Source organism: Streptomyces winkii (genome assembly GCF_032248595.1).
In the GTDB taxonomy this organism is placed as follows: domain Bacteria; phylum Actinomycetota; class Actinomycetes; order Streptomycetales; family Streptomycetaceae; genus Streptomyces; species Streptomyces winkii.
Map to the genome: position 1 here is coordinate 369,329 of NZ_JASTTH010000004.1, position 17,580 is coordinate 386,908.

At 71.7% G+C, this 17,580-nt stretch carries 14 protein-coding genes; 9 read left to right on the forward strand and 5 right to left on the reverse strand.

Going from position 1 to position 17,580, the window contains the following annotated elements; genetic code table 11:
• Positions 1-100 precede the first annotated feature (100 nt).
• Entirely contained in the window at positions 101-502 is a 402-nt protein-coding gene (locus QQM67_RS13795) for an RNA-binding S4 domain-containing protein (RefSeq protein ID WP_314174087.1), read from the forward strand.
• An 81-nt stretch (positions 503-583) separates the two neighbouring features.
• Here QQM67_RS13795 and QQM67_RS13800 read toward each other — a convergent pair whose 3' ends face one another.
• The gene (locus tag QQM67_RS13800; protein ID WP_314174088.1) at positions 584-1,516 is read right to left on the reverse strand and encodes a 2-dehydropantoate 2-reductase; all 933 of its coding nucleotides are present in this window, start codon (positions 1,514-1,516) and stop codon (positions 584-586) included.
• 151 nt (positions 1,517-1,667) lie between these two features.
• On the opposite strand from QQM67_RS13800, the gene QQM67_RS13805 reads away from it, so the two are divergent.
• On the forward strand, positions 1,668-3,188 hold the full coding sequence (locus tag QQM67_RS13805; RefSeq protein WP_314174089.1) for a hypothetical protein: 1,521 nt from the start codon (positions 1,668-1,670) through the stop codon (positions 3,186-3,188).
• A 117-nt stretch (positions 3,189-3,305) separates the two neighbouring features.
• On the opposite strand, the gene QQM67_RS13810 is transcribed toward QQM67_RS13805, so the two are convergent.
• Together QQM67_RS13810 and QQM67_RS13815 are read right to left on the reverse strand one after the other, a co-directional pair.
• A complete protein-coding gene (locus tag QQM67_RS13810) occupies positions 3,306-3,509 on the reverse strand; it encodes a cold-shock protein (protein WP_070009937.1) in 204 nt (67 codons plus the stop codon).
• Positions 3,510-3,705: 196 nt separating this feature from the next.
• Positions 3,706-4,686: a multicopper oxidase domain-containing protein gene (locus QQM67_RS13815; RefSeq protein ID WP_314174092.1), complete on the reverse strand. Its 981-nt coding sequence runs from the start codon at positions 4,684-4,686 to the stop codon at positions 3,706-3,708.
• A 321-nt stretch (positions 4,687-5,007) separates the two neighbouring features.
• Here QQM67_RS13815 and QQM67_RS13820 point away from each other — a divergent pair, with 321 nt between their 5' ends.
• Together QQM67_RS13820 and QQM67_RS13825 are read left to right on the forward strand one after the other, a co-directional pair.
• Positions 5,008-7,539 (forward strand): ThuA domain-containing protein, encoded by a 2,532-nt coding sequence (locus QQM67_RS13820; RefSeq protein WP_399066555.1) that lies wholly within the window; start codon positions 5,008-5,010, stop codon positions 7,537-7,539.
• 95 nt (positions 7,540-7,634) lie between these two features.
• A complete protein-coding gene (locus QQM67_RS13825; RefSeq protein WP_314174476.1) occupies positions 7,635-9,794 on the forward strand; it encodes an OmpL47-type beta-barrel domain-containing protein in 2,160 nt (719 codons plus the stop codon).
• A 145-nt stretch (positions 9,795-9,939) separates the two neighbouring features.
• Here QQM67_RS13825 and QQM67_RS13830 read toward each other — a convergent pair whose 3' ends face one another.
• Positions 9,940-10,848 carry an aminoglycoside phosphotransferase family protein gene (locus tag QQM67_RS13830; protein WP_314174093.1) on the reverse strand — a complete coding sequence of 303 codons (909 nt, stop codon included), beginning with the start codon at positions 10,846-10,848 and terminating at the stop codon, positions 9,940-9,942.
• 151 nt (positions 10,849-10,999) lie between these two features.
• On the opposite strand from QQM67_RS13830, the gene QQM67_RS13835 reads away from it, so the two are divergent.
• A complete protein-coding gene (locus QQM67_RS13835; protein ID WP_314174094.1) occupies positions 11,000-12,154 on the forward strand; it encodes an AAA family ATPase in 1,155 nt (384 codons plus the stop codon).
• Between the two features lie 48 nt (positions 12,155-12,202).
• Here QQM67_RS13835 and QQM67_RS13840 read toward each other — a convergent pair whose 3' ends face one another.
• A complete protein-coding gene (locus tag QQM67_RS13840) occupies positions 12,203-12,904 on the reverse strand; it encodes a nitroreductase family protein (protein ID WP_314174095.1) in 702 nt (233 codons plus the stop codon).
• Between the two features lie 198 nt (positions 12,905-13,102).
• Here QQM67_RS13840 and QQM67_RS13845 point away from each other — a divergent pair, with 198 nt between their 5' ends.
• From QQM67_RS13845 to QQM67_RS13860, 4 genes are all read left to right on the forward strand, one after another.
• Positions 13,103-13,795, forward strand: a complete 693-nt coding sequence (locus QQM67_RS13845; RefSeq protein WP_314174096.1) for a FadR/GntR family transcriptional regulator — start codon at positions 13,103-13,105, stop codon at positions 13,793-13,795.
• Positions 13,795-15,243 (forward strand): hypothetical protein, encoded by a 1,449-nt coding sequence (locus QQM67_RS13850; protein WP_314174097.1) that lies wholly within the window; start codon positions 13,795-13,797, stop codon positions 15,241-15,243. The genes QQM67_RS13845 and QQM67_RS13850 overlap by 1 nt, the downstream gene beginning before the upstream one ends.
• Complete coding sequence (locus QQM67_RS13855; RefSeq protein ID WP_314174098.1) at positions 15,240-17,123, forward strand: GMC family oxidoreductase; 1,884 nt, start codon at positions 15,240-15,242, stop codon at positions 17,121-17,123. Before QQM67_RS13850 ends, QQM67_RS13855 begins: the two co-directional genes overlap by 4 nt.
• A gap of 87 nt (positions 17,124-17,210) precedes the next feature.
• On the forward strand, positions 17,211-17,504 hold the full coding sequence (locus tag QQM67_RS13860) for a hypothetical protein (RefSeq protein ID WP_314174099.1): 294 nt from the start codon (positions 17,211-17,213) through the stop codon (positions 17,502-17,504).
• Positions 17,505-17,580: the final 76 nt, after the last annotated feature.

Below are 17,580 nucleotides of genomic sequence, written 5' to 3' on the forward strand. Positions count from 1 at the left end.
CCAAACCTGACCCGACGCCGTACGCCGCCCCCTTGCCGCCCGTCCCGCCCCTGTCCTCCCGCCGCTGACCCGGTGCCCCGGGGCGCTCTAGAGTCGGGGCATGGCTGACGACGCAGGGACCGTACGGGTCGACGTGTGGATCTGGTCCGTGCGTCTCACCAAGACCCGCTCGATGGCCGCCTCCGCCTGCCGTGCCGGTCATGTGCGGGTGAACGGCGAACGCGTCAAGCCCGCCCATCCGTTGCGGCAGGGCGACCAGGTGCGCGTACGGCACGCGGGGCGCGAGCGCGTCGTCGTGGTCTCCCGCGTCATCCGCAAGCGGGTCGGTGCCCCGGTGGCGGTCGAGTGCTACGCCGACCACAGCCCGCCCCCGCCGCCGCGCGAGGCCGTCGCACCCGCCGGACGCCGGGACCGCGGCGCGGGACGCCCGACGAAGCGCGACCGGCGTGAGATGGAACGCCTGCGAGGCCTGGACGGAGGCTCGCGCCGCGGCACGCCCTGAGGCAACGGACGCACGGACGCACGGCACTGGACTGCCGGTCCCGCCCCGGCCGCCGTCTCAGCCCACGTCTCAGGCCGCGTCTCAGCTCTCGCGCACCTCGCGGTCCGCGCCCTCCCGCAGCTCGCGGTCCGCGGCACGCAGCATGGTCAGCAGCAGTCGGTTGAGCGGCACGGCCAGCCCGTGCCGGTCCGCGGTGCGCACGATCGCGCCGGTGATGTGCTCGTGCTCCATCGGGCGCCCCGCGATCCGGTCGTAGAAGGTGGACGTGCCACCGTCGGGCCCCACGGCGAGATTCGCCTCCAGCGCGCGCTGCACGTCCTCCTCGTCCAGCAGCGCGCCCTCCGCCTGTGCGACGGCGAGCGCCTCGCGCAGGATCTCCTCGGCGCGCTGCCGCATCTCGGGATCGGACAGGATGCGCATGCGCTGCGCCAGGAGCGCGGTCAGCGGATTGGCCGCGACATTGGTGAACAGCTTGCGCCAGGTCGCCGTACGGAAGTCCGCGACGCCTCGCACGCGGAGCCTGCTGCCCGCGAGCAGGTCCTCCAGCCGCTTCGCCGACGGGCCCTCGGGGACGTGCAGTTCGCTGGAGAAATGGTGCACGATCCGGCCGGGCGCGACCCGCTCGACGGCCATGTAGGCCAGCGTCGGCAGCACTTCGGCGCCCTCCGGCAGCAGCGGCGCGACCCGTTCGGTGTGGTCGATGCCGTTCTGGACGACGGCGACGACGGTGCCCGGCCCGCACACGGCCTCCAGCCAGCCGGCGGCGCCGTCGGTGTCCTGCGCCTTGGTGGTGAGGAAGACCCAGTCGTGCGCGGCCACTTCGGCCGGGGTGGTGACGAAGCGCAGGGCTGGGCTCAGCACCTCGCCGTCGGTGCGCACGGTCAGCTCGTCGAGCGGGGCCCGCAGGCAGAGAGTCACGTCGAGCCCGGCTTCCTGGGCGAACGCGGCGACGAGGCCGCCGATCGCGCCGCCTCCGATGACAGCTATCCGTCCGGTCGGTGCTGAAGAGCTCATGCGAGCGATCGTATGCGCCGCCCGTGAGTGACCGGGCCGGGGCAACCATTACCGCAAAACCGACATATCCGGTGTTACGCATAGATCTCGCGCACAGATTCATCAGCCGGTTTCACAGGTTTCACAAGCGGGACGAGGTTCGGCCATGTACGTGCTGCCTGCAGCTCCGAGCGCACCAGTCACCGACCGCCTCAAACGCCTCTCCGAGTACGGGCCCGGACCCTCCGGTCGCCCCCTGCTCCACCTCGGGACGGTCGCGGCGCTCTACACCCTGGTACAGATCGTGCTCGTGCTTCCGGGCACCGGCCTCGGCTGGGACGAATCGGTCTACATCAGCCAGGTCGACGGCCAGGCCCCCGCGGCGTACTTCAGCGCCCCCCGCGCACGCGGCATCTCCTATCTCGTGGCGCCTCTCGTCTCCTTCACCTCCTCCACGACGCTGCTGCGCGTCTTCCTCGCCGTGCTGTCCGGGGCCGCGCTGCTGGCCAGCCTGTGGGTCTGGCGCCGGCTGCTGCCCGCGCCGGTGCTCGCCTGGGGCGGTGGGCTCTTCGGCGGCCTGTGGATCAGCCTCTACTACGGGCCGCAGGCCATGCCGAACCTGTGGTGCGCCTTCGGGTCGCTGGCGGCGGCCGGCTTCTTCCTGCGTGCCGCACGCGGCGAGGACAGCCACCGCACGCTCGCCGGACTCGCGGCGTCCGTAGGCGTGGTGGCGCTGATGCGCCCGCCGGACGCCGCCTGGCTGGTGATCGCGCTCGCCGCCGCCGCGCTGCTCGTCCCCGGCTGGCGCCGCCCTTCGCTCTTCGCCGCGCTGGCCGCGGGGGCCGTCGCCGGCGCCGGCCCGTGGATCGTCGAGGCGTACACGAGCTACGGGGGTCTCTTCGCACGGCTGCACCGGGCCAGCGAGATCCAGGGCGGCATGGGGTGGAACATCGCGATCGGCGACCACGTACGGAGCCTCCAGGGCCGGATGCTCTGCCGCCCGTGCACCATGGCCTGGGAGGAGCCGCAGACCGCGGTCTGGTGGTTCGCGCTTCCGCTGCTGGCCGGAGCCGGCATCATCGCGGCCGTGCGCGCGGGCCGCAGGGACACAGCCGTACTCGCGTCCATGACGGCCGTCGTGCTCGCCCTCCCCTACCTGTTCCTCATGGGCTACGCAGCGCCCCGCTTCCTGCTGCCCTCGTACGCGCTGATCGCGATGCCCGTCGGCGAGTGCGTGCGGCGCGTCTTCACGCAGGGTCCGAACGGACGGCGCCCACTGCTGCTGATCCTGCTGCCCGCGCTGCTGATGGGCAGCCACTTCGGCGTGCAGTACCAGGTGCTGGGCTCGGTGCTGGAGCGCAACCACAAGATGACGGGTCAGCTGACGGAGGCCGCCGACACGATGCACCGGCTCGGGCTGCGCGCCCCGTGCACCGTCACGGGCCCGCTCGCGGTGCCGATGAGCTACTACGCGGGATGCACGTCCCGGCAGTCCAACGGCCACGACATGAACATCACCGGCAACGGGCTGCGGCAACTCGCCATGCGGCACGAACCGATGGCCGTCACCACCCGAGGCCACCGGCCGCCGCCCAGCTGGGCGCGCGAGTGGCCCTCGGCACAGCTGCGCAAGATGCCCGGCTACACCGTCTACGTCGCGCCGCCCCGCGGCGACGGCCGGGCGTCGCGTTAGGCGTATCGGTCACGAGCAGTTCGAGGTCCTCCGAGCGCGGAATTCCGCGCACACGAAACCGCACACGAAACGGGGCCCGCACGCGTGGTGCGGGCCCCGTCCGGGGAAGTGCTCGCGTCAGGCGGGGGTGATGTTCTCCGCCTGCGGGCCCTTCTGGCCCTGGGTGACGTCGAAGTTCACCTTCTGGCCCTCGGTGAGCTCGCGGTAGCCCTGGCCCGCGATGTTCGAGTAGTGGGCGAAGACGTCGGCGCCGCCGCCCTCCTGCTCGATGAAGCCGAAGCCCTTTTCCGAGTTGAACCACTTAACGGTGCCGGATGCCATGCCGATCTCCTTGTGAGGCAAAACTGGAGCACCGCACCTCGCGGAGCTCCGTCGCCGCCCTGACCCCATCCAGAAACACCGGAAAACAGAAGTGCGCCTGAAGGTCACAACCGTCAGGCGCACAAAGTATTGGGTACCAAAACTGCAACTCGTGCAACGTAGCACACCGCAGACGCCGCGGACAGTTCAGGCGGTGTCAGTGGTGTCCGTCGTGGCCGGGGACCGTGCCGTCCGGCTTCGCGACGAGCAGCAGCCCGGCCATGCCCATGTCGGAATGGCTCTGCACGTGGCAGTGGTACATCCACGCGCCGGCGCCCGCCTCCTCTCCGGCGATGATCTGGAACCCGAACGAGTCGGCAGGGCCCGTGATCTTGTTGTCGACGATCCGGCTGGGGTCGCCGAAGCCCTCCAGCAGGCCCGTACGGTTGTCGGCCCAGCGGTGACCGTGCACGTGGAACGTGTGGTAGTACTCACCGTGCGTGATCATGATGATCTCGACGCGGTCGCCCACGGTCATCTTGAAGTCGGGCCCCTTGGGCAGGTTGTTGATGGTCATGTCGTTGAAGACGACGGTGAACTGCTTGTCCGGAAGGATGTCGCCCTCCCTGCGCACGACGAGCGGCCCGTAGAGGCCCGCGCGGATGCCGCCCGTGCCGTGCTCGGTGCCCACGATGTGGTCGTGGTAGTGCCAGTAGCCGGCGCTTCCGGGGCGGTACGTCCCGTCCTTGCGCTTGCCGGGGGCGTGGGTGCGCCAGGTGTAGGTGCGCGTTCCGCCCGGCTCCACGACGCTGTCGTTCATCTTGGTGCCGTCGTTGGCCCTGTCGTAGTCGACGCCGTGGGGGTGCAGGCTCACGGTGGTGTCGGTGGTGTTCTCGAACTCGACGTGGAGGGTGTCCCCTTCGACGAGTTCGACGAGCGGGCCCGGGATGGTCGCCTTGCCCTTCTCCAGGCCGTAGCCGATCTGGTCGTCCGCCAGCTTCTGCGCGTAGAGCTTCATGTGGCGGACCTCACCGCCCGGTCCTGCACGGCGGACGGCCGCGCCGGCGGCGGGAGTTGCCGCGGCCGCGGGTGCCACGGTGCCGAGGACGGCGGGTGCGAGCGCGGCGGCGGCCGAACCGGCGAGGAGGCGCCTGCTGAAGCTGCGGCGGGCGAGCCCGCCATGGGACGTCTCGGACATCGGGACCGGTCTCCCTTCGAGCGACTGGCTGCTCCTGCACTGCCTGCTGCCTGCTGCCTGCTGCCTGCTGCCTGCTGGACGGACGACGGCGCCTCGCGTGAACCGGGCCTGCCCTGCCCCGGCCTGACGTCCGATCCCCCGCCTGAACTCCCCCTGTGCTGCCCGGCGTTGAGGTGAGCCGAGAGGGACGGTAGCGCTACCGCGAGTGTTTATCCATATCCAGGACAAAGTTCGTTGAATTGCGGTCATAGGTCTTGGCGTTCCACCGAAAGGGGTCTAACTTCTTCGTCGTTTCTGTGACTTAAGAGGGGTGGATCCGTCATGCGGCTTGAACCGCATCAAAAGCCCTTACTCCGGAGAGGGTTGCGCAGATCACGACTCACGTGGCGGCGGGTGTCCCGGCGCGGGCGGCTCGCGGTGCTGCTGGCGGGGGTCCTCTCGGCCGCCCTGCTCGGAGGCGGCCCGGCCGCCGCGGGCACGCCGCCCGACCCGGACGCGGCGAAGCTCCGGCTCCCCGGCCCGCCGGGCGGGGAGGACGTCCGCGTGCTGGTCTTCCACGCCTCCGCCGGGGAGGAGCCACCCACAGTCGACGCCGGTATCGAGGCCATCGAGAAGATCGGCCAGAGCGGCCCCGCGGCACAGCACTTCACGATCACGGCGACCGCCGACCCGTCGGTGTTCACCTCCGACAGGCTCGGACGGTTCAACGCCGTCGTCTTCCTCACCGGCGGCGGCGACGTCCTCGACCCGGCGCAGGAGGCGGGCCTGGAGAGCTACATGGAGGCCGGCGGCGGCTTCCTCGGCATCCACGGCGCGGCGCAGGCCGAGCCGTACTCCGACTGGTTCTCCGGCCTGGTGGGCGCGCGCCCCGCGGCCGGCGGCCCCGAGAAGGCGCAGCGCGCCACCGTCGAGATCGGCGACCGCCGCAACCCGGCGACCAAGGACCTGCCGGTGGAGTGGAAGCGCCCCGACAAGTGGCTCAACTGGAAGGAGAACCCGAGCGGTTCGGTGCACACAGTGGCCCGCGTACGGGAGAGGAGCTACGACCCCGGCGAGGGCGCGATGGGCTGGGACCACCCCGTCTCCTGGTGCCGCGACTACGACGGCGGACGCTCCTTCTACACCGGCATGGGCGGCACCGCCGACAGCTTCCAGGAGGCCGACTTCCGCACGCATCTGCGCGGCGCGCTGCTGTGGACGACCCGGCTGGCGCGTGCCGACTGCCAGGCCACCATCACCGCCAACTACAAGGCTGAGCGGGTCACTTCACCCAACCAGCCCGGCCAGTCCGACCAGATCGGCGAGCCGCACGGCATGGCGACCGCCGACGACGGACGTGTCTTCTACATCGGCCGCGGCGGCGGCGACTCCGACGCGCCGGTGGTGACCGACTGGGACGACCCGGCGATCGGCAAGGGTCAGGGCACGGTGCACGTGTACGACCCGGCGACGAAGAAGGTCTCGCTGGTGGGCTCGCTGACCGTGTTCGGCAACAAGGGCGGCGGCGACGAGCTCGTCAAGGTCGAGGAGGGCCTGCTGGGCATCGCCCTCGACCCGGACTTCGCCGACAACGGGTGGATGTATCTGCACTACACACCGCACTCGCAGCTCAACCGGGACACGCACATGGCCGAGCGCCGCGTCTCCCGCTTCACGGTGGACGCCACGTCCGGGAAGCTGGACGAGTCCTCGGAGAAGGTGCTGCTCAAGTGGCCCGTGCAGGTGCACAGTTGCTGCCACGCGGGCGGCGGCATGGCCTTCGACTCCGAGCGCAACCTCTACATCGCGACGGGCGACAACAACTCCTCGCAGTTCAGCGACGGTTACTCGGGGAACAACCCGGAGCCCGACTTCAAGGGCGTCTCGTTCGCCGACGCCCGGCGTACCGCGGGGAACACCAACAATCTCAACGGCAAGATCCTGCGCATCCACCCGGAGGACGACGGCACGTACACCCTCCCCGAGGGCAACCTCTTCACCGGCGAGGAGAGCGACGAGGGCGGCGGCAAGACGCGCGGTGAGATCTATGTGATGGGCGTGCGCAACCCCGCCCGCATCTCCATCGATCCCGAGACCGACGTCCTGTACGCCGGCTGGGTCGGACCCGACGCGGGCCAGCCCAGCACGACCTGGGGCCCCGCCAAGTACGACACCTTCGCCCGCATCACGCACGCGGGGAACCAGGGCTGGCCGTACTGCATGGGCAACAAGCAGCCCTACCGCGACCGCAACCTGCCGGACCCGGAGAAGCCGCTGGGCTGGTACGACTGCGACCACCTGAAGAACGAATCCCCCAACAACGACGGGCTGGTGAACATCCCGCCCGCGCAGCCGAACAACATCTGGTACTCGCCGCAGGGCGGCGGCCCCGACTATCCGCGCGACGAGAACGGCGTGCCCAGCTACAAGCTCGACGAGCAGAAGCTGCTGCTGCCGTGGCTCAAGGGCGGCGGCCAGGCCACCATGGACGGCCCGGTCTACCGCTTCGACAAGTCGGTCGCCTCGAAGGGCAAGTGGCCCGCGTACTGGGACGGCAAGTGGTTCGTCGGCGACTTCTACGACGCCGAACAGCCCCGGCACGCCGTGGTGATGCCCGACGGCGACGAGGCGGGCGCGCTGCCGGTGCACGCCGAGAGCCTCCGCAAGATCATCCCGGTGGGCGAGGACGGCATCCGCAACCTGATGGACTGGAAGTTCGCCCCGGACGGTTCGCTCTACGTCCTCGACTACGGCCGCGGGTTCTTCACCTCCGACGACAAGTCCGCGCTGTGGCACGTCACTTACGAGGGCGGCAAGGCCACTCCGGCGGCCGGCGACGTCGTCGGCAAGTCCGCGAAGGGGGCGGCACGATGAGAGCGACGGCATACGCACGCGCACGCACGTGCCCCGCCGCACGCCGGCGGCGCGGCCTCCGCACCGCCGTGACGGCGCTGTTCGCGTCGTTGCTGATGGTGCTGGGGCTCACCTCGGCGCCCGCGTACGGGCAGCAGGCGCCGCGGCCCGGCGGCGCGGGCACGGCGGCCGAGCAACTGCTGAGGTGGACCGCGGGCGACGACATCACCCGGTACACCTCCGCACCGGAGACGGCGGTGGCGGGACCGGCGACGATCGAGTTCGAGAACAGCGAGGCGACGGGCAACACCACGTCCATGCCGCACACGCTGACGTTCGTCACCAGCGACCCGGACTACAACGACGACGTCAACGTCAACATCCTCGCCAACCCGTCGGACGCGCAGGGCGGCAAGCACTCGGTCGAGGTCACCCTGACTCCCGGGACGTACAAGTACCACTGCACCATTCCCGGGCACGGCCAGATGCAGGGCACCCTCGTCGTCACCGACGGAGGCGGCGGCGAGGACACCACACCGCCGGAGACGTCCGCGAAGGTGGAAGGGGACCAGAACGCCGACGGCGCGTACGTCGGCATGGCCACCGTCACCGTCAGCGCGACGGACGCGGGCTCGGGCGTCGGCACCGTCGAGTACGCGCTGGGCGACGGCGGCTACCAGCCTTACGGCGAGCCCGTGATGGTGCACGAACCGGGCACGTACACCTTCCGCTACAGAGCCACCGACAAGGCGGGCAACGTCGCGGAGGAGAAGTCCGTCGAGTTCACCGTCGTCGCACCGCCGACGGACGACACGACGCCGCCCGAGACGTCGGCGACGGTCGACGGCGAACAGGACGCCGACGGCGCGTACGTCGGCATGGCCACCGTCACCGTCAGCGCGTCCGACGCCGGGTCGGGCGTGGGGAAGGTCGAATACGCCCTGGGCGACGGCGAGTTCCAGCCGTACACCGCGCCCGTGATGGTGCACGAGCCGGGCACGTACACCTTCCGCTACAGAGCCACCGACAAGGCCGGCAACGCGTCCGGCGCGAAGTCGGTGGAGTTCACCGTCGTGAAGCAGCCCGAGGAGGACACCACGCCGCCGGAGACGACGGCGAAGACGGAGGGCAGGACCGACTCCGACGGCGACTACCTCGGCAAGGCCACGGTGACCCTCACCGCGACCGACGAGGGATCGGGCGTGGAGAGGGTCGAATACTCCCTCGACGGCGGCCCGTTCCTCGCCTACACCGATCCGGTCGTGGTCGACCGCACGGGGCACCACAGCGTCGCCCACCGCGCGACCGACAAGGCGGGCAACACCTCACAGGCCGTCGCGGAGTCCTTCGACGTCGTGCCCGGCGGAGGCGTTCCGGCTCCCGACTGCCCCGAGTACGACGAGCGGGAGACCGTATTCGTCGGCGACGTCGACACCGGCGTCGAGAACCGAATGACTCGGCAGCGCTGCACGATCGGCGAGCTGATCGAGGACGAGAAGGACTGGTCCTCGCACGCCCTGTTCCTCAAGCACGTCAGGGAGGTCACCGACGCGCTGCTGAGGGACAAGGTGCTCGACGCGCGCGAGCACAAGCTCATCAACCGGGCGGCGAAGGACTCCGGCATCGGCGAGCCGGGGCAGCAGACCGGCTACCGGAAGCTCTTCGACGGGACGAAGGAGTCCTTCGAGCGCTGGCAGCACGTCGGCGGCGGCGCGTTCTCGCTCAACGGCGACGGCAGCATGACGAGCCGCACGGACGTCGAGGGCATGGGCATGCTGTGGTATCCGAAGCGGAAGTACGCCGACTACTCGCTGAAGCTCCAGTTCCGCGACGACGCCCCGGGCGACGGCAACGCCAACTCCGGTGTCTTCGCCCGCTTCCCGTACGTCCACGACAACCCGGAGGAGCCACGGCCCGAGTGGGTCGCCATCAAGTTCGGGCACGAGCTCCAGATCCTCGACAGGCCCGACGGCGACATGTACAAGACGGGCTCGGTCTACGGCTTCGACCGTGTGGGACTCGGCGGCGCCGGGGTCACGCCGAAGGGCACGTGGAACGACTACGAGATCAAGGTCGTCGGCCAGCACTACTCGGTCTACCGGAACGGAGAGCTGATCAACGAGTTCGACAACACCGGCGGTCAGGTCTTCGAGCCGCCGCGCGACGACGATCCCGGAACCGACGGACGCCGCTACGCCTCGGGCTACATCGGTCTCCAGGTGCACAGCGTGACGGACGTGATCTCGTACCGCGACGTGCGGATCAAGGAGCTCTAGGCCCTCCTCCGCACACGACCGAACAACACGGCCGGGAACACGGCCGGGAACGCGGCCGAACAGGCTGAGCGAGCCCCGGGTGCGCAAAGGGCGCCCGGGGCTCGCTCATCGGACGCGATCGGTTGTCGCACCCGTCCGGGACCGTTCACCGCTCACCGGCGGCCTCCAGGATCGCGCGGAGGCGCGCCAGACACTCGGTGACGAAGGCGGGATACGTGCCCCAGTAGTACGACACTCCGCTGACCGCGACGGCGATCGCCCACGCCCGGGCACGCTGCCACGTCGCGTCGCCCAGGCCCATGGCGTCCCGGTACGCCTGGCGGGCCGCGGGCGGAAGGTCCCACACAGGCGCGTGCTCGGCGTCGGGAAAGCCGACGGAGAGGCCGCCGAAGTCGATGACCGCGTGCAGCCTCCCCCGCTGAACCAGGAGGTTGCTGGGCTTGAGATCCCCGTGGAGCCACACCTGCGGGCCGGGCGGCCCGGGCAAGGCGAGCGCGCTCTGCCACAGATGTCGCAGGCGGGTCAGGTCGAGGTCGAGACCCTCGATCCTCCGGCAGTCGTCGAAGCACCCGTCGACCCACCGGTCACACGCCTGCACGTCACCTCCGCGGTACCAGCTGAGCTCGCCCCGGCGAACCGCTCCCATGAGGGGAACGGAGTGCAGGCTCCGCACGAACTCCGCCAGGTCGGCGCCGAACGCGGACCAGTCGGTGACCGTTCCCGGACCGGCCTCGTCGCCGTCGATCCAGCGGAACACCGACCAGTCGAGCGAGAAGGCGGAACCCGGGGTGCCGACGTGCACCGGCTCCGGGATCCGGCAGGGAAGATGCGGCGCCAGCCGCGGCAGCCACGCCTGTTCCTTCCGTACCGCCTCCGCGTTGTCCGGGGTGCGCGGCAGCCGGATCAGCAGCTGGTCGCCGAGCCGGTACATCGTGTTGTCCGTGCCCGCACCGGCCGGCGAGACGGGGAGGGCCGCCCATTCCGGTCGCTGCTCCCGCAGCAGCGCCCGGACGACTTCCTCGTCCGCACGGATCTCGTTCTCGTGAAGCGTCATGGTGGGAGCCTTCGGCCCCGGCACCGCGGCCGCCAGTGAATTTCCCGAGCAGACTCCGCGCGCGGGGGCGTTGTCAGTCCCGGCGGTGACACTGGTGGGGATCGAGTGACCGAGCCGACCAGTGACCGAACCGAACGCAGAGAGCCCCCACATGATCACCACTCTCGCCGTCGAGAACTACCGTTCCCTGAGCCGCCTGGTCGTGCCGCTGGAGAGGCTGAACGTCGTCACCGGGGCGAACGGCACCGGAAAGTCGAGCCTGTACCGCGCGCTGCGGCTGCTCGCCGACGCCGCGCAGGGCGGTGCCGTCGCAGCGCTCGCCCGCGAGGGCGGGCTGCGTTCCACCCTGTGGGCGGGTGCGGAGAATCCCGCGCAGGGCGCGGGCCGCAGCGGTCCCGTGGGGCTGAAGCTCGGCTTCGCCGGTGACGAGTTCGGCTACGCCGTCGACTTCGGGCATCCCGTGCCCGCCAAGTCGCTCTTCGACCTCGACCCGGAGATCAAGGTCGAAACCACCTGGGCGGGTCCGGTGCTGCGCCCCGCCGCCGTGCTCTCGGAGCGGAAGGGGCCCGCCGTGCGGACCCGTACCGCGGACGGCGACTGGCACCGCTCGGCCGGCGAACTGCGCCCGTACGACAGCATGCTGAGCGAGTTCGCCGACCCGCACCTCGCGCCGGACCTGCTGCGGCTGCGGGAGCACATCAGGTCCTGGCGGTTCTACGACCATGTCCGCACCGACGCCCGGGCGCCGGCCCGCGAGGCCCGGATAGGCACCCGCACGCCGGTGCTCGGGCACGACGGCGCGGACCTGGCGGCCGCCCTGCGCACGATCCACGAGGTGGGGAACCACAAGGCGCTGGAGGAGGCCGTCGACGCCGCGTTCCCCGGGAGCCGCCTGAGCATCACGAGCCAGGGCGGACGGTTCGAGCTGGAGCTGCACCAGCCGGGGCTGCTGCGTCCTCTGACCGCCGCCGAGCTCTCGGACGGCACCCTGCGCTATCTGCTGTGGGCGGCGGCGCTGCTCACGCCGCGTCCGCCCGCGCTCCTCGTCCTCAACGAGCCGGAGGCCAGCCTCCATCCCGAACTGCTGCCGCCTCTGGCCGACTTGATCGTCACGGCCGCACCGGACACGCAGATCGTGGTGGTCACGCACGCCGCGGAGCTGGCCGGCGAGCTGGAGCGCGGCGCCGAGCGCCACCGGCTGGGGGTGAACTCGATAGAGCTGGTCAAGGACGAGTACGGCCAGACCGAAGTGGCAGGCCGCGAGGGGCTGCTGGACCAGCCCGCCTGGCACTGGCCCAAGCGGTGAGGCCGCTCGCCCGGCTCCCCCTCCTTCACCACCCGCTCTCGTGCTCTCTCACCACCCGTTCTCGTGCAGCACCTCCGAGAGCGGCGCGCGCGGAGCGGGCTTGAAGGTGTCGCCCGTGTAGTGGGCGGTCGGGATGAGGGCGGCCTGCCGGACGTCTCCGGGGAGGCCGAGCACCCGCGCGACCTCGTCCTCGTACCGCAGGTGCAGCGTCGTCCACGCGGTGCCCAGTCCACGGGACCGCGCGGCGAGCATGTAGCTCCATGCCGCCGGGAGGATCGAGCCCCACAGGCCCGCCTGGTTGCCCTCGGGCAGCTCGTCTGAGGGCAGCCGCAGGCAGGGCAGCACCAGCACCGGCACGTCGCCCATGCGGTCCGCGAGGTAGGCCACGCTGTCGTTGACGCGGGCCTGCACCCGTGAGCGTTCCGGGTCGTCGGCGTAGAGGCGGCCCGCCGCGTTCGGCGAGTCCAGATAGGCGCGGCACGCCTTCCGGTACAGCGCGCCGACCTCCCGGCGGACCTCCGGGTCGGTGAGGACGAGCCAGTGCCAGCGTTGCGCGTTGGAGCCGCTGGGCGCCTGAAGGGCGGTCTCCACGCATTCGCGTACGAGGGCCGGGTCGACCGGGCGCGTCAGGTCGAGCCGCTTGCGGACGCTCCGGGTGGTGGTCAGCAGCTCGTGGGCGGTCAGTTCGGGCACGGCGGGCTCCCAGGTGTGCGGATTACGGGACGTGACGTCGGCCTCGGCGAGCGGCACGAGGTGCGGGCCGACGCCGGGGTCAGTGGGCAGTGGGCAGTGGGCAGTGGGCAGTGGGGCTAACGCACGTTAACCACACCGCAGTTGAGGCGTCCACCGTCCCTCTCCGGCCCGGCGGCCGGCACCCGCCCCTTGTCCCGTCGGACTGTACGTGATTCAGTGGCTCATCCACTGAGTCACTGAGGAAGGTGCCGGGCCGTGGAGACTCTGCCCCGCGAGACGATCGTCGACGTACTGGAGAACAAGCTCCGCGAGGAGATCCTCACCGGATCGCATCCCGCCGGGAGTTACCTGCCGCCCGAGCGTGAGCTGGCCGACGGCTACGGCGTCACGCGCACGACGCTCAAGCACGCCTTCGGGCGCCTCGTACAGTCCGGGCTTCTGGAGACCCGGCACGGAGTGGGCACGCGCGTGCGGGACTTCGTGCGCCTCGGCGGCGCCGACCTGCTGCCCATGCTGGTGCGGCACAGCCCCGACTGGCTCGGTGAGATCTTCGAAGTGCGGCGCAGCATCGGTGCGTTGATCGCCGAGCGCGCCGCGATGAGAGCCACGGCGGAGCAGCGCGAGGAACTCCGGTCGCTGCTGGCCGCGGTCGGCGAGGCGGAGGGCGGCGGCGACGTGCAGCTCGCCGACATCGAGGTGCACCGCGCGCTGGCCCGCGCCACCGGCAACCGGGTCTACACGCTGCTGACGAACACCCTCTTCAACGCGTACGTGCCGATGCGCGCCCACCTCGTCGGGCCGTTCCTCGACCCGGACGTGGCGCACGGCCGCCTGGAACCGGTCGTCTCCGCCGTCGGCGCGGGCGACGCGAAGGCCGCGCGGGAGGCGGCGGACGCCTATCTCGCCGCCACCGAGCGCATCATGCTCGACGGTCTCGGGATCGCCTGATGAGCGCCCGGGGCACCACGTTCTCGGAGGTCATGGTCGGCACGGTGCGGCTGTCCGGGGAGAGCGAGGCGCGGCCCATGCGTCTGGATCTGTCCGTACGGACCGGCGATGTGCTGCTCCCCCACCGCACCACCGACGGTGTCCTCACCGGACGGGTGCGCATCGCGGGCTGGGCCGACGACGCGGACGCCACGGGCACGCTGGAGATCTCGCCGCTCGCGCGGCGCCGCATCCGCTACCGGGTGAACTTCACCGCGCAGGGCGGTGGTTACTGCCTCGACGGCTGGAAGTCGATATCCCCGGGCCGGCCCGTGAAGTCGATGACCGTGCTCCCGTTCTCGCTCTTCGAGCAGGACGCCGGCGGCGAGAGCAGCGGGAACACCGAGCGCACCGAGGACCCTGGGCGGGAGACCGGCCGGGGAACGCTCCGCTTTCCCCTCGTCACCCAGCTGCTGCCGTTCCTCGCCAGCTTCCGCTTCCCCCGCTCCGAGGACGCCGCGGCACAGCTCGCGCCGCGCTGGGACGGCGCCGCGGGCCGTACGGAGGTGTGGTACACGACCGTCACCGACCCGGTCACCCGCGACGGGCTGTGGCTGCACCACGAACTCGTCGCGCCCGCCGACGGTTCGGACGCCTACGCGCACGGCTGGGTCGCCCGCTTCCCCGCCGACGGCGAACACCCCGCCGAGCACGCCCGGTTCGGGCCCGCGCCCTGGAAGCCGCAGCCCGGCGCTCGGGGATTCGCCTCGGACGGCATCGAGGTCGGGCCGGGCCGGCTGCGCGGGGCGGCCGGACCGTTCCGCTGGGAACTGGCCGAACACCCGCAGGACGAGCCGCTGTTCACCTTTCCCCGCTGGTCCTGGCGCCGGCCGCTGCTGCCCGCAGCGCAGATCGTGCCCGCGCCCCGTGCCTCGTACAACGGCACGTTCGCCTACGACGGGGGCGAGTTGAGTCTCGACGACGCCCCCGGCGCGACCGCGCGGATCTACGGGCACGGCAACGCCCGCCGCTGGGCGTGGCTGCACGCGGATCTCGGCGGCGGGGACGTGCTGGAGATCGTGGCGGCGACGTCGATGCGGCCGGGACTGCGCAGGCTGCCGCCTCTGGTCTTCCTGCGGCTGCGCAAGGACGGCCGCACGTGGCCACGGAGGCCGGAGCGCACCGCGCTCGGCTGGGCGGGCGTGGGCCGGTTCACGTCCCGCCTCTCGCTGCCCACTTGGACGGTGACGGGCGGCTGCGGCCTGCGCCGCATCCGGGTCGAGGTCACCCAGCCCGAGGAGCGCACGCTCGCCCTCGACTACACCGACCCCGACGGCAGCGGCGCCGTGTGCCGCAACAGCGAGACGGCGGACGCGCGGATCCTGCTGGAGCGGTGGTGGGGACGGTGGCGCACGGAAGCGGAGTGGGTCCTGGACGGCACGGCGCACGCGGAGGTGGGCGACCGATGAGCACTCCCGTGCGCGGCCGCGACGAGCGGCTCGGCGGCCTCGTCGCCGCCCTTCTCGCCGACGACGGCGCCACGGCGTGGCCGGGTGCGGTCCCGGGCCGCCTCGGTACGGTTCTCGGCACGATGCCCGCTCCGGCGCGTGCCGGAGTCCGGGCCGCGGCCGCCGCCGTCGACGCCTACTCGGCGCTCCGCACGGGCCGCCGCCTGCGTGGACTCACCCCGGACGAGCGGGAGTCGGTGCTGGCCTCGCTCGCGGGGCGCCGGTCGCTGCTGCCGGTGCTGGACGCGGTGAAGGTGCCGGTGATGCTGGCCGCCGGGACGGAGCGGATGCTCCACGAGGAGCCCGCACCCGCTGCGCTCGCACCGCCGGAGGACCCGCCGCTGGACTGTGTGCCGTCCGTGGAGTGGCCGGACCGCTCGACGGCGGACGCCGTGGTGGTCGGCTCCGGTGCGGGCGGCGCCATCGCGGCCCGTACGCTCGCCCGCGCCGGCATGCGCGTCCTCGTGCTGGAGGAAGGGCGCAGGCACACCACGGCCGACTTCGGGCGCCGCGCGCCTCTCGACCGCTTCGGCGAGCTCTACCGCGACGGCGGCGGCACCGTCGCCCTCGGCAATCCGCCGGTCGTGCTGCCGGTCGGACGGGCCGTCGGCGGCACCACCGTCGTCAACTCCGGTACGTGCTACCGCACTCCGGGCCATGTGCTGGCCCGCTGGCGCGACGCGTACGGACTCCCGCTGGCCGACGAGGGCGCCTTCGGCGAATGCCTCGACGAGGTCGAGCGCACCCTCCAGGTCGCCTCCGCCCCTCTCGACGTGCTCGGCCGCAACGGACACACCGCGCTCCTCGGCGCCGAACGGCTCGGCTGGCAGGCCGCGCCGCTGCGCCGCAACGCGACCGGCTGCAAGGGCTCCTGCCAGTGCGTCGTCGGCTGCCCCACGGGCGCGAAGCAGAGCGTGCAGCTGTCGGTGCTGCCCGACGCGTGCGCGGCGGGTGCGCGCATCGTCACGGGTGCGTACGTGCAGCGCGTCCTCGTCGAGAAGGACAGGCCGGGCGGTCCGCGTGCGTGCGGTGTGGCCGTACGCCGCCCGGACGGCAGCGAGTTGGAGATCCTCAGCCCGCTCGTCGTGGTCGCGGCCGGAGCCCTCCACTCGCCGCCGCTGCTGCGCCGCTCCGGCCTGGGCGGCCATCCCCGGCTCGGCCGCAACCTCGCGATCCACCCCGCGGCCAGCGTGGCGGGACGCTTCGAGGAATCGGTCACCGCCTGGCGCGGGGTGCTCCAGAGCGTCGGTGTGGAGGAGCTGCACGGCGACGGCATCCTCATCGAGGCCACCGCGGGGCCGCCGGGAATGGGGTCGTTCGTGCTTCCCGGGGTGGGGCGCGCCCTGCGCCGGGAGCTGGACGGTGCCGCTTCCCTGGCCACGCTCGGGGCCATGATCGCGGATCTGCCCTCGGGGCGCGTCATGGGAGCCCGCCGCACGGTGCTCCGCTACGACCTCGCCCGCCGCGACGCGGAGCGGCTGATGCGGGCCATCGAGGCGATGGGCGAGGTGCTCTTCGCGGCGGGCGCACGGGAGGTCCTCACGGGCGTCCCCTCCGCGCCGAGGGCGGGCTCGCAGGAGCAACTGCGGGAACTGCTGCGGGGAGTGACGGCCAAACAGCTGCATCTGTCGGCCTTCCACCCCACGGGGACGGTGGCACTGGGCGCCGACCCGCAGACCGCACCGGCGGACGCCGAAGGGCGGCTGCGCGGCGTGCGGGGCGTGCTCATCGCCGACGGTTCGGCACTTCCGAGCTGCCCGGAGGTGAACCCGCAGCTGACGATCATGGCGACGGCCCTGGCGGTCGCGGGAACGGCCGCCGGTATGGCACAGAGTGCCTAATCCACCCCCGAACGTGCCTACGAGGGTGGATGGTTGGCACGATGGTGGTGGAGATGTGCACCGCGCCGTACCGATACGGGGAGAAGGATGAAGAAACGGAAACTGGCGGTTCGTCTCGCCGCACCCTGCGCTCTCGCCGTGGCCGCCATCGCCATCCCCTCGGTCGGCGGCAGCGCGCAGGCGGGAGCGATCTGCGAGGTGGTGCACGACTACGCCCCGCGCTACGCGGCCGACGGGGCGGACAGCAAGGTCCTGGGCACGATGCGCGCGGGCGAGGAGGTCGCCGCCACCGGGCCGGCCAGGCTGTGGCGCGTCTACCGCACCGACACGGGAGAACCGCTGGGCCACATGCTCCAGTCGGACCTCAACTGCAGCGGCTGAACTGCCCGTTTCCGGGAGGGCGCGTCACCCTGCCCGAATGTCCACGCCGCCCGAATATCCACCCCCGAACGAGCAG